The sequence below is a fragment of the Paraburkholderia phymatum genome, assembly GCF_038900715.1.
Classification (GTDB): domain Bacteria; phylum Pseudomonadota; class Gammaproteobacteria; order Burkholderiales; family Burkholderiaceae; genus Paraburkholderia; species Paraburkholderia phymatum_A.
In genome coordinates this window covers 354886-367199 of the sequence record NZ_JAYMRZ010000001.1, presented here as the reverse complement: position 1 = coordinate 367199, position 12314 = coordinate 354886, and the positions used below count along the sequence as shown (strand labels likewise).

The following is a 12314-nucleotide window of genomic DNA, read 5'->3' as shown; positions in this document are numbered from 1 at the left end:
CCTTCCGCCCTTTCTTCCCTTTGATTCCGACGATGAACGACATCACGAAACGCCCCAGCGGCCGCGCCGCCGATCAGCTGCGCGACGTGCGCATCACGCGCCACTATACGAAGCACGCGGAAGGCTCCGTGCTGGTCGAGTTCGGCGACACCAAGGTGATCTGCACGGCGAGCATCGCCGAGACCGTGCCCGCGTTCCTGCGCGATCGCGGCCAGGGATGGCTCACGGCCGAATACGGCATGCTGCCGCGCGCCACGCACACGCGCAGCGACCGCGAAGCCGCGCGTGGCAAGCAGACGGGACGCACGCAGGAAATCCAGCGCCTGATCGGCCGCGCGCTGCGCTCCGTGTTCGATCTCGAACGCCTGGGCACGCGCACGCTGAACATCGATTGCGATGTGATCCAGGCCGACGGCGGTACGCGCACGGCGAGCATCACGGGCGCCTTCGTCGCCGCGCACGATGCCGTCGCGAAGCTGCTTGCGACGGGCCGCATCGAAACGTCGCCGATCACCGACTATGTCGCGGCCGTGTCCGTCGGCGTGTACGACGGCGTGCCCGTGCTCGATCTCGACTACGACGAAGACTCGCAGTGCGACACCGACATGAACGTCGTGATGACGGGCGACGGCGGCTTCGTCGAAATTCAGGGCACCGCGGAAGGCGTGCCGTTCTCGCGCGGCGAAATGAACGCGCTGCTCGATCTCGCGCAAAACGGCATCGCGACGCTGATCGCAAAGCAGAAGGCCGCTCTGGAGATAAAGGATGAATGACCGTCGCGACAGCGCGGCACTTTCGATGCAGCCGGCGCTGCACAAGATCGTCCTCGCGTCGAACAACGCGGGCAAGTTGCGCGAGTTCGCGGCGCTCTTCGGCAAGGCGGGAATCGAGCTGATTCCGCAAGGCGCGCTGAACGTGCCCGAAGCGGAAGAGCCGCATCCGACCTTCGTTGAAAACGCGCTTGCGAAGGCGCGCCATGCGTCGAAGCTGACGGGCCTGCCCGCAATCGCCGACGACTCCGGCTTGTGCGTGCGCGCGCTGCGCGGCGCGCCGGGTGTGTATTCGGCACGCTACGCGCAGCTCGCGGGCGGCGAGAAGAGCGACGGGGCCAACAACGCGCGCCTCGTCGAGCAGTTGAAGGACGTGAACGACCGCCGCGCGTACTACTTCTGCGTGCTCGCGCTCGTGCGCCACGCGGACGACCCCGAGCCGCTGATCGCCGAAGGCCGCTGGCACGGCGAGATGCTCGACGCGCCGCGCGGCGCGAACGGCTTCGGCTACGACCCGTACTTCTATCTGCCCGCGCTGAACGCGACGGCGGCAGAACTCGACCCCGCCGTGAAGAACGCGAGCAGCCATCGCGCGATCGCGTTGCAGCAACTGTTCGCGCGGCTGAAGGAGGAAGCGTGAGCCATGCATCGACGACGGGAGCCGGCGTGATCAAGGCGTTCACGTCGCCCGGCAGCATCCGCCTGACGTCGCTGCCGCCGCTCGCTCTCTACGTGCATTTCCCGTGGTGCGTGCGCAAGTGCCCGTACTGCGATTTCAACTCGCACGAGTCGAAGGGTGGCGCGTTTCCCGAGGACGATTACCTCGACGCGCTGCGCAGCGACCTCGAACAGTCGCTGCCGCTCGTGTGGGGCCGGCAGGTGCATACGGTGTTCATCGGCGGCGGGACGCCGAGTCTGATGTCGGCGAAAGGACTCGATCGGCTGCTGTCCGACGTGCGCGCGCTGCTGCCGCTCGATGCCGACGCCGAGATCACGCTCGAAGCGAACCCCGGCACGTTCGAAGCCGACAAGTTCGCGCAGTTTCGCGTGAGCGGCGTGAACCGGCTGTCGGTCGGCATCCAGAGCTTCAATGAAACGCATCTGAAGGCGCTCGGCCGCATTCACGATGCCGCGCAGGCGCGCCATGCCGTCGAGGTCGCGGCGAAGACGTTCGACAATTTCAATCTCGACCTGATGTTCGCGCTGCCGAAGCAGACGCTGGCCGAATGCCAGGCGGACATCGAGACGGCGCTGTCGTTCGCGCCGCCGCATCTGTCGCTGTATCACCTGACGCTCGAGCCGAACACGCTGTTTGCGAAGTTCCCGCCGCCGCTCCCCGACGACGACGCTTCCGCCGACATGCAGGACTGGATTCACGAGCGCACGCGCGAAGCGGGTTATGAGCGGTACGAAGTGTCGGCGTATGCAAAGCCGCATCGGCAGAGCAAGCACAACCTGAACTACTGGCGCTTCGGCGACTATCTCGGTATCGGCGCGGGCGCGCATACGAAGCTGTCGTTTCCGAACCGTATCCTGCGGCAGATGCGCTTCAAGCATCCCGCGACGTTCATCGATGAAGCGCGCTCGGGTAACGCCGTGCAGGAAGAGCATGAAGTCGGCGCGCGCGATCTGCCGTTCGAGTTCATGTTGAACGCGCTGCGGCTGGTGGAGGGCTTTCCTGTGCATCGGTTCATCGAGCGCACGGGTCTGCCGATGACGTCGATCGAGCCGGCGTTGCAGGAAGCGGAGCGTCGCGGCCTGATCGCGCGCGACTATGAGAAGATCGCGCCGACGCCGCTCGGGCAGGCATTCCTCAACGATCTACAGGCGCTGTTTCTGAAGGAGCCTTGATCGGCTCCTTCGTTTGTTGCCCGTGAGCGTAGCGTTTCAGGTTACAATTTCGGGCTCGGAGGGTTGGCAGAGCGGTTGAATGCACCGGTCTTGAAAACCGGCAAGGCTTTACGGCCTTCGTGGGTTCGAATCCCACACCCTCCGCCACCTCGCCTCAAGCAGCACTTCGAGCGCCCAAGCTGTTGCACCTCTTCGTTCGCCGACGAGCAAACCTCCCCGCTCAAAGCCCGATCCTACGCGCCGCATACGATCAAACAACGCACGCCGCTCAAGCAGTCAGTGCATGATGGCAAGCGCCGCGATCCGCGCCCAGACGCCCCCATTGCGTGCTACCACGCACATCGGTAGCAACGCTCATTGAATCGCAATATGCATCGCCTACGATGAAGAGACATCTCGCGTGCGAGTCATTGCGATGCCCACCCTCTCGCTTCACAGCCGCATCCATCCAGCAATCAGGCGAGCGGCGGCACTCGCTCTCGCGCTGTTCGGTACGGCAGCGTGCAACTTCACGCTCACTCCGCCTCAACGGCCGGCGGCTGTCGTGCCGCCCGCCGCGATCAACAGCGCGACGCTCGATCAGTACCGCTCGGCCGTCGCGCAACGCATCGTCGAGCGCAACCCGTCGTATGTGCTGCGCGGCAATCCGCAGGCGATGCTGCGCTCGCTCGTCGTCGTGTCGTTCGTCGTCGATCGCAATGGACAGATCGTGGCATCGTCGGTGTATCGCACGAACGGCGACGACGAAGCGGAGGGCACCGCGCTCGCCACGTTGCGACGCTCGGCGCCGTTGCCGTTGCCGCCCGCGAAACTGCTGAATGCGAAAGGCCAGGTCGAGCTGTTCGAAGACTGGCTCTTCAACGACAACGGCAAATTCCAGTTGCGCACGTTCGCATCGCCGCAGGCGCAGACCATCGACTGACAGCAAAGCGCGCCGCAACCGGCCGTGCTCCGAACGCGCGCCTTGCTGCGCGCCGCCCGCCGTCGCTATAATTTTTTAAACGCCCGCCGGATTCGCCGGCAATCGCTGCGTGCCGCGAGCCTACCCGCTCGCCTCGCGCAGCCCGACCGTCACGTTGCCGCGCCACCCGCGCGCGCGTCCGTCCCGTTTGCATCGCGCATCGCTTCGACGCCACGCGTTGTTCGCGACGCTCGAAGCCGTCAGCACGATGCAAGCTGTCGAATCGTTGCAGTTGCAACGTCTCGCGTCGCGAGTCCGCCGCCTGAATCGAGCTTGCATCGAGCCCGGACCATCTGCATCGCCGTTTGAGCCACGCTTCGCATCGCAGGCAGTGCCGCTGTTTGCACCGCTTGCATGCACCGCCGTTTGCACGATTCGCGCGCGAACCCGCGACGCTCACACCAGACACACAAAGACGCACCGCCCGCCCCTCGCGGCAGCGTCACGACATTTGGAGACCCTGCATGTCCACCTCGCCCCTCTCCCGCGCGCAGTCCGGCGCGGGCCGCCAGAACAGCGCTTCGCGCGTGATCTTCGCGAGCTTCATCGGCACCGCGATCGAGTTCTACGACTTCTACGTGTACGCGACGGCCGCCGCGCTCGTCATCGGCCCAGTGTTTTTCCCGCATGGCTCGGCGACGGCTCAAGCGCTGTCGGCGTTCGTCACGTTCGGCATCGCGTTCATTGCGCGGCCCATCGGCTCGTTTCTGTTCGGGCACTTCGGCGACCGCATCGGCCGCAAATCGACGCTCGTCGCCTCGCTGCTCGTGATGGGCCTGTCGACGACGCTGATCGGCTTCGTGCCCGGCTACGATTCGATCGGCAGCCTCGCGCCCATCCTGCTGTGCGTCCTGCGCTTCGGCCAGGGCATCGGCCTCGGCGGCGAATGGGGCGGCGCGGCGCTGCTCGCCACCGAGAACGCGCCCGCGGGCAAGCGCGGCTGGTTCGGCATGTTCCCGCAACTCGGGCCGTCGATCGGCTTTCTCGCGTCGAACGGCCTGTTCTTCGGTCTCGCGCTGTCGCTGTCGGACGAGCAGTTTCGCAGCTGGGGCTGGCGCGTGCCGTTCATCGTCAGCGCGGTGCTGGTCGCGCTCGGCCTGTACGTGCGCCTGAAGATCGCCGAGACGCCCGCGTTCCAGGCCGCGATCGAACGTCAGGAGCGCGTGCGCGTCCCGGTCGCGACGCTGCTCGGCCGTCATCTGTGGCCCGTGCTGCTCGGCGCGTTCGCGATGGTCGTCTGCTACACGCTGTTCTATATCTCGACGGTGTTCTCGCTGTCGTATGGCGTGTCGACGCTGCACTTCTCGCGTCAGAGCTTCCTCGGCATGCTGTGCGTTGCCGTCGTGTTCATGGCGCTCGCGACGCCGCTCTCCGCATGGGCAAGCGACCGCTTCGGCCGCAAGCCGGTGCTGATCGTCGGCTGCGTCGCCGCGATTCTGTCGGGCTTCGCGATGGCGCCGTTGCTCGGCAGCGGCTCGATGCCGCTCGTGCAACTGTTCCTCGTCATCGAGCTGTTCCTGATGGGCGTGACGTTCGCGCCGATGGGCGCGCTGCTGCCCGAACTGTTCCCGACCAACGTCCGTTATACGGGCGCCGGCGTCGCCTATAACCTCGGCGGGATTCTGGGCGCGTCGGTCGCGCCGTACATCGCGCAGATGCTCGCCGCACAGGGCGGCCTGTCGTGGGTCGGGCTGTATGTGTCGGCTGCCGCCGTGCTGAGTCTGGTCGGCGTGCTGTGCATGCGCGAGACGCGCGATGCAAGGTTGATGTAACCCTTCGCGCCGCCGTCCATTCCGACGACGCAAACGGCCCCGGCGCAAGCGATTTGCGCCGGGGCCGTTCTCGTTCTGTTCGAAGCCCGGAGCAAGCCGAAGCCGAAAGCCGTCGCCCGATACAAGAACCCGCGCGGAAAACCGTACTCCGGGCGAACGCGGACAGGGAAACCCCCGTTTTCGCCGCCCTTTTTGGCATGCCTATACTCGAATCGACAACAAGGCGGTTTGAGGGAGGCATCGATGGACATTCATCTTCACAACGCGGACATCGTCGTGATTATCGCGCTGGCGCTGCTGGGCTCGCTGCTGCTCGCGCTGCGCTTCAAGCCGGCGACGTGGAAAGGCATCGTCGTCGAAGCGGTTGCGGCGAACGCGGCGGCCATCGCCGCCGTCGTCGCCTTCGAAATGCTGATGGCCTGAGCAGCGGCCATCGGCGTCCGCTACCCGATCAGCGGTAGTAGTAGTCGTGATGATGGTGATAGCCGCCGCCGTCCGGCACCACGATACAGCCACTGAGCGATGCAGCCAGCAGCGCGCCCGTCACCAGAGCCAACATCAAGCGTTTCACGTTTTTTCTCCCTTTGAGTCAGTGTCGTTATTCGAGCGAACCCCGAATGACCTCGATTGAACACGAACCCTTCAGCGACGATCGTTGCAATTTGTAAGCGTCCACTGGGGTTGTGTTACACGGGAGAAAATGCCTCGCGACCCGCCGGGCGGTCCTTCTGCCGCCAATCCGTGCGCCGCGACTCGACCCAATCCGCATGAAGACCGCCCGCAAAGCCTCGGCAGGCACGGCAATGCGCGATCGATGCAGCGGCTGTGCAACGGGCCGACACGCATTGGCCCGAAGGCGGCGCCGACGCCGAATGAAAAGCGACAGTTTTAACAGCCGTGTAATGCGAGAAAGCGGTGGCGAGCGAGATGGGCGCGAAGCAAACGGACGGCGGCAGCGGACGAACGACCGCGAAACCGGCATTAAACCGGGCCCTAAGGCCGCGGAAAAAAACAATGAAACAGTTGAACTTGTCCGTACCCGCGTGGTCTTTACGGATGTTGTACCGGTTTGTTCTGCAGGTTTCCTCTCGGTCCGCGCTTGAGGCGCGGGCTTTTCAGAGGCGTTTCGCGACAGCGTCCGAAATTGGGCGAACTGCGCGTGCGCCTCTTTTCTTTTTTGGCGGACCGGCCTGCTCCACGCGAACAGACGCCTCAGGCCGCTGCTACCGACTTTCCGTGTCCGTCCAGTGCCAGCGGGTCCGTGTGCACGTGGTCGATGGCTGCAAGCGCCTCGGCAATGGGCGGCACCGAGTTGCCATCCCCAATCGATACCGACCGGAACGGCACGTTGTTGCCGAAGATTTCGCGCGACGTCGCGATGAAGATCATCACCGTGCGCTTCTGGAGCGCGTGCGCGAGATGGACGAAGCCGGTGTCGACGCCGATCACGAACTCCGACGCCGCGATCACCTGTGCGATTTCGGTGACGCTCAGTTGCGGCAGCAGTTCCGCGCCTTCCACTTCGTTGACGATCGCGAGGCCTTCATTGCGCTCGGCAGTCGAACCCCACGGCACGGCGACGTAAAAGCCGCGCTGCACGAGATCGCGCGCGATTGCGATCCAGTGTTCGGCCGGCCACTTCTTGTCGTCCTTCGATGCAGCGTGGAACAGCATTGCGAGCGGCCGGCCACCCGTGTCGACGAGCGGCTTTGCGGGCGCGGGAATGTGCAGGTTGTAGTCGGGGGGGCCTTCGAGCGGATAGCCGAGGGCCGTGCTCACCGTCTCGCGCATGGCGTTCCAGGCGTTCCTGTCGCGCGGCGGCGCGAAGCGGCCGGTGTACGCGAACGCGGCGCCGCGCTCGCCCAGGTCTTTCGACCGGTAGCCGAGCCGTCGCCGCGAACGCGACAGGAACGAGATGATCGCGCTCTTGTAGACGCCGTGAATATCGAGAGCGAAGTCGTAGCGGTGCGCGCGCAATTCGCCGATGGACTGCGCGATCGCCTTGAAGTCGCCCCAGCGGCGCGCCTTCTTGAAGCGGCGCAGCGGCGCGCAGAGCACGCGGTCGGTGCCCGGATTCCAGCGAGCGATTTCCGCAAAGGATTCGTCGACGGCCCAGTCCACCTCGACGCCCGGAAACGCGCGCTTGAGATCCGACACGATGGGTTGCGCCTGTATCACGTCACCCATGGAGGTGACTTTGACGATGAGAATTCGCTTCATTGATTGCCCATTGAGCCTGCGCGGTCGCAATCGACAATTTTAGCCCAGATCAAAAGATTTGCCTGAAAACTGCGCAGCGGGAAAGCTTGCCAGATCCGCTCTGCCGTTACCGGAGGTTACGGGCCTTGACAGACGGTCGCTCCCCGGCGCCCGCGAGGCAGCGTGCAGGCTCGCGGTTGTCGCGGTTCTTTCGCATTCTTGTCGATGGCCTTCGCGCGCCTGTCTCGTGTTCTTGTCGATGGCCATCGCGCGTCAACCGCGCGTTCGTATCGAGCCCATATCCGTATCGAGTGCATCGAGTGCATCTCGCGCCCGCATCGCGCCCTTTCGCGGCGCCGTCACCGCTCGCGCCGCTATAATCGGCGCTTTGCCCTTCGCCCGATTCCCATGTCACGGACACCCATGCTGTCCTCGAGCATCGGCCGGCGCGTACGGCGCCTCTGGCGCCAGTACGGCATCTTCTGGCTGGGCGCGATCGCTGTCGGCCTGACGGCCGTCTTTTATGCGCGGCTCATCGATCTGGGCTACAACGCTTTCCTCGATCTACAGAAACAGCACTGGTGGCTGCCGCTGGTGTTGACGCCCGCCGTCGGGGCCGCGTCCGTGTGGCTCACGCGGCGTTTCTTTCGCGGCGCGGAGGGCAGCGGCATCCCTCAGGTCATCGCGACGCTGCACACGAATCCAGGCACATCCGGCGCGCGGCTGCTGACGTTCCCCATTCTGCTCGGCAAGATCGCCGTTTCCTTTCTCGCGATTCTCGGCGGCTTCACGATCGGACGCGAAGGGCCGACCGTGCAGGTCGGCGCGGCGCTGATGTTCAACCTGCGCCGGCTCTACCCGCGCTCGAACGCGCAGATCGAACGGCGGCTCGTGCTGGCGGGTGCGGCGGCGGGTCTGTCGGCGGCGTTCAACACACCGCTCGCCGGAATCGTCTTCGCCATCGAGGAGCTCACGCGCAGCTTCGAGGCGCGCGCGAGCGGCGTGCTGATCACGGCGATCATCATCGCGGGTATCGTCGCGCTCGGACTGAACGGCAACTACACGTACTTCGGCACGATCGATATCGGCACGCACTTTCCCGATCTGTTCGCGGTGGCCGTCGTCATCACGGGCATCGTCACGGGCATTGCAGGCGGCGTGTTCGGCTGGCTGCTGCTCAACACCGCGCGCTGGATCCCCGCGCCGCTGCGCCAGTTGCACGCCGAGCGGCCGGTCGCGTTCGCTGCGCTGTGCGGCGTCGTGATTGCGCTCGTCGGACTGATCTCGGGCGGCACCACGTTCGGCAGCGGCTACTCGGAAGCACGCGGACTGCTGTACGGCAGCGAGCATCTGTCGGTGTTCTATCCGGTGCTGAAGCTGGTGTCGGTGGTCGGCTCGTATCTGCCGGGCATTCCGGGCGGCATTTTTGCGCCTTCGCTGTCGATCGGCGCGGGCTTCGGCAACGTGCTGCACATGCTGTTCACCGACATGCAATTGCCGATGCTGATCGCGCTCGCAATGGTCGGCTATCTCGCGGCTGTGACACAATCGCCGATCACGTCGTTCGTGATCGTGATGGAGATGATCAACGGGCACGCGCTCGTGATTTCGCTGATGGCGACTGCGCTGATTTCGAGCCGCGTCGCGAGGCTGTTTGCGCCGCCTTTGTACGAAGCGCTTTCGTTGCGCTATATGGCGCCGCTGCCGGCGCCCGCCGCTTCGCCTGAACTGCCAGTGGAGCGTTCCGGGTCCGAAGCGCAAGGCGAGCGTGAGTAGCTGGCAACCGACAGCAAACAATAGCGACCAACAGCAACCGCTCGGCAACAGCACCAGGCCCGCGAAAAAATCGGGCGCCGTCCCATGCGGAACGCGCGCCCGACCTCCCAAACGTCAATACACGACGACGCCCATCGGATGATAGTAGACAGGACGTGCCGGTACGACGACGCAACCGGCCAACGTGACCGCCAGCACGGCGATCGCGAGCAAGGTTCTTTTTCTCATGTGATGACTCCCTTGATGGTTGCGTAAGCGCGCGCTCTCGGGCGCGTTCAGGCAACGGACATCGACGTGCCGCACGCGATGAACTCAACGCGCCGCATCGGCATCCGCTGGATGTAGATTCAGCCGATCAGGCCCAGTGGCCCTCGACCCATCGCCAGTTCGGACCATGCGCGACCCAGTGGCCAGGCATCCAGTGATACCCGACGCGCTGGACCTGCCAGTGACCCGGCACCCACGCGTAACGTCCGTGGTCCCAACGCCAGTGACCCTTGTCCCATGCGTAGCCCGCGCGCGGCGCGGGGACGGCTTCGAAGCGCTCGACGGGCGGCGCCACGACAACCACTTCGGCAGCCGACGCTGATGCGACAGCGGACAAGCCCGACACCACAAGCACAGCGGAAGCGGCGAGCAGACGAATCGATCGGTTCATGTTTTCACCTCATGTGTCAGCGCCGGATGATGGCGTTGTCCGTTCAATGCGCGAGGTGACGAAGGGGCTGACAGAAGCCGTGTTACGGCATGCCCTCAAGTGCAACGGTTTATTTCGGGGAGCGCGGAAAGTGATGCGGAAAGAAGCGAAGAAGAAATTGCAGAAAAGAGCGTGAAGCAACGGCGCGCGATGAAAACGCACACTACGGGGACGCACGCCGACGACGCGCAAAACGCAGACACGAAAATGCGCGCCACCGTACGACGATGGCGCGCATCACGCGATAGACGAAGCTGAAGCTACAGACCGGTCAGGCCTGTGGAATCTCGATCTTGACCTCGAGCACTTCGAGATCGTCGTGGCGTTCGAGATTGACGCGGATATCGTCGTCCGAGATCTTCACGTACTTCGAAATCACAGCGACGAGTTCGCGTTGCAACGCGGGCAGATAATCAGCGGGCGCTTTGCCGCCCACGCGCTCATGCGCGATGATCAGCTGCAGGCGTTCCTTCGCAATCGACGCGGACTTCTTTTTCTCGCCCAGCAAAAACGAAAGAATCGACATCAGATGCGCCTCCCTTTACTTGGTGCCGAAGAGGCGCTGCAACAGGCCCGGCTTCTGGTAATCGGTAAAGCGAAGCGACTTCTGCTCGCCGAGGAAACGCGACACGACGTCCTTATAGGATTCGGCGACATCCGTGCCATCCATGTGCACGGCGGGCAGGCCCTGGTTCGACGCGTGCAGCACGGCTTCCGATTCCGGAATCACGCCGATCAGATCGATGCGCAGGATTTCCTGAATGTCGCTGAGCGACAGCATCTCGCCTTCGCTGACGCGCTTCGGGTTGTAGCGCGTGATCAGCAGATGCTCCTTGATCGGCTCCTTGCCTTCGATCGCGCGCTTCGTCTTCGACGACAGGATGCCGAGAATGCGGTCCGAGTCGCGCACCGACGACACTTCCGGGTTCGTCACGATCAGCGCCTCGTCGGCGAAGTGCATCGCGAGCAGCGCGCCCGACTCGATACCCGCCGGCGAATCGCAGACGATGTATTCGAAGTCCATCTTGATCAAGTCGTTGATGACCTTCTCGACGCCTTCCATCGTCAGAGCATCCTTATCGCGCGTCTGCGACGCGGGCAGGATGTAGAGGTTCTCGCACTTCTTGTCCTTGATCATCGCCTGGTTCAGATTGGCTTCGCCCTGGATCACGTTGATCAGGTCGTACACCACTCGACGCTCGCAGCCCATGATGAGATCGAGGTTGCGCAGGCCGACGTCGAAATCGATCACCGCCGTTTTCGAGCCGCGCAGCGCGAGACCCGAGGCGAAACTCGCGCTGGTCGTCGTCTTGCCTACGCCACCCTTGCCCGAAGTCACCACAATGATTTTTGCCATTACCCTTTACCTTGTGTTCGTCAATTCGTCTATTGAGGCCGGCAGTAGTTCCATCGCGCGACACACGCACTGCATGCGCGGCCCACGCATCACGTGAGCCGCAGCGGCTCGATCATCAGTTTTTCGTCTTCGAGCCAGATCTGCACCGGCTTGCCGTACACGTCGGCGGACAGCGGGGTTTCGGTCGTCCGGTAAATGCCCGCGATCGAAATCAGTTCCGGTTCGAGACACGTGCAGAAAATGCGTGCGTCGTGATTGCCGTGCACGCCCGCGAGCGCGCGGCCGCGCAACGGCGCATAGATATGGATATTGCCTTCGGCGATCACTTCCGCGCCGTTGCTCACCATGCCGAGCACGACGAGATCGCCCTTCGCATAGATGCGCTGGCCCGAGCGCAGCGGCTTGTCGACCACCATCGTCTGCGACGAGATGCGCACGGGTTCGGCAGCGGCCGACGGCGCCTGTTCCGGCTCGCGCGCCGCGCTTTCGGCTGCGGGCGCCGCGCTTTTTTCCGCCGCGCTCCTGCCTGCTTCTTTGCCCGCTTCATTGCCTGCTTCTTTGCCCACTGTGTCGCCGTTGCCTTTGCTTGCGCGCGGATCGCGCGCGTCGAGCAGCGGCAGCCCCGCTTCGTTCGCCCACGCGTGCTGCGCGCTGTCGGCGACGACGCCGATCGGCCGCATGCGCACGCTGTCGAGCAGCTTCGCGATGTCGGCGAGCGGCACGCGTTCATTCTCGGCGAGACGGCGCACGTCGATCGCGACGGTATCGTTGGCGAAGAATTCGGGCGTCGCCTCGAAGCGCCGGGTCAGTTCGGCACGCATCTCGGCGAGGTTGGTCGTCTTGACGACAAACAGCAGCGTGTCGACCGCGCCACTGCGCAGTTCAAAAAATGGCGATTTCCTGGGCGACATAGCGTTCGGCAAAAAATTTT

At 64.3% G+C, this 12314-nt stretch carries 13 protein-coding genes and 1 tRNA gene; 9 read left to right on the top strand and 5 right to left on the bottom strand.

Annotation, left to right across the window (positions count from 1 at the left end):
• The first annotated feature begins 32 nt into the window (after positions 1-32).
• The 8 genes from rph to VSR68_RS01605 all read left to right on the top strand — a co-directional run bounded on the left by rph (position 33) and on the right by VSR68_RS01605 (position 6457).
• Positions 33-773 (top strand): ribonuclease PH, encoded by a 741-nt coding sequence (gene rph, locus VSR68_RS01640; protein ID WP_342938132.1) that lies wholly within the window; start codon positions 33-35, stop codon positions 771-773.
• Positions 766-1410 (top strand): RdgB/HAM1 family non-canonical purine NTP pyrophosphatase, encoded by a 645-nt coding sequence (rdgB, locus tag VSR68_RS01635; RefSeq protein WP_342938131.1) that lies wholly within the window; start codon positions 766-768, stop codon positions 1408-1410. The genes rph and rdgB overlap by 8 nt, the downstream gene beginning before the upstream one ends.
• Positions 1407-2621 (top strand): radical SAM family heme chaperone HemW, encoded by a 1215-nt coding sequence (hemW, locus tag VSR68_RS01630; protein WP_342938130.1) that lies wholly within the window; start codon positions 1407-1409, stop codon positions 2619-2621. Before rdgB ends, hemW begins: the two co-directional genes overlap by 4 nt.
• 57 nt (positions 2622-2678) lie before the next feature.
• Positions 2679-2768: transfer RNA gene (locus tag VSR68_RS01625), tRNA-Ser, on the top strand.
• Positions 2769-3036: 268 nt separating this feature from the next.
• Complete coding sequence (locus tag VSR68_RS01620) at positions 3037-3543, top strand: TonB family protein (RefSeq protein ID WP_342938129.1); 507 nt, start codon at positions 3037-3039, stop codon at positions 3541-3543.
• A 503-nt stretch (positions 3544-4046) separates the two neighbouring features.
• Positions 4047-5354 (top strand): MFS transporter, encoded by a 1308-nt coding sequence (locus VSR68_RS01615; protein ID WP_342938128.1) that lies wholly within the window; start codon positions 4047-4049, stop codon positions 5352-5354.
• Positions 5355-5597: 243 nt separating this feature from the next.
• A complete protein-coding gene (locus tag VSR68_RS01610) occupies positions 5598-5777 on the top strand; it encodes a hypothetical protein (protein ID WP_342938127.1) in 180 nt (59 codons plus the stop codon).
• 449 nt (positions 5778-6226) lie between these two features.
• Positions 6227-6457, top strand: a complete 231-nt coding sequence (locus VSR68_RS01605; protein WP_342938126.1) for a hypothetical protein — start codon at positions 6227-6229, stop codon at positions 6455-6457.
• 109 nt (positions 6458-6566) lie between these two features.
• Here the strand turns inward: VSR68_RS01605 and waaC are convergent, their stop codons facing one another.
• On the bottom strand, positions 6567-7574 hold the full coding sequence (gene waaC, locus VSR68_RS01600) for a lipopolysaccharide heptosyltransferase I (RefSeq protein WP_342938125.1): 1008 nt from the start codon (positions 7572-7574) through the stop codon (positions 6567-6569).
• Between the two features lie 387 nt (positions 7575-7961).
• Between waaC and VSR68_RS01595 the strand changes: the two genes are divergently transcribed.
• The gene (locus tag VSR68_RS01595) at positions 7962-9329 is read left to right on the top strand and encodes a chloride channel protein (protein ID WP_342938124.1); all 1368 of its coding nucleotides are present in this window, start codon (positions 7962-7964) and stop codon (positions 9327-9329) included.
• 355 nt (positions 9330-9684) lie between these two features.
• Here VSR68_RS01595 and VSR68_RS01590 read toward each other — a convergent pair whose 3' ends face one another.
• From VSR68_RS01590 to minC, 4 genes are all read right to left on the bottom strand, one after another.
• The gene (locus VSR68_RS01590; RefSeq protein ID WP_342938123.1) at positions 9685-9987 is read right to left on the bottom strand and encodes a hypothetical protein; all 303 of its coding nucleotides are present in this window, start codon (positions 9985-9987) and stop codon (positions 9685-9687) included.
• A gap of 310 nt (positions 9988-10297) precedes the next feature.
• Positions 10298-10552: a cell division topological specificity factor MinE gene (gene minE / locus VSR68_RS01585; protein ID WP_007583338.1), complete on the bottom strand. Its 255-nt coding sequence runs from the start codon at positions 10550-10552 to the stop codon at positions 10298-10300.
• 15 nt (positions 10553-10567) lie between these two features.
• Positions 10568-11383, bottom strand: coding sequence for a septum site-determining protein MinD (minD, locus tag VSR68_RS01580; protein ID WP_342938122.1), 816 nt, complete (start codon positions 11381-11383; stop codon positions 10568-10570).
• An 89-nt stretch (positions 11384-11472) separates the two neighbouring features.
• Complete coding sequence (minC, locus tag VSR68_RS01575) at positions 11473-12294, bottom strand: septum site-determining protein MinC (protein ID WP_342938121.1); 822 nt, start codon at positions 12292-12294, stop codon at positions 11473-11475.
• Positions 12295-12314 lie beyond the last annotated feature (20 nt).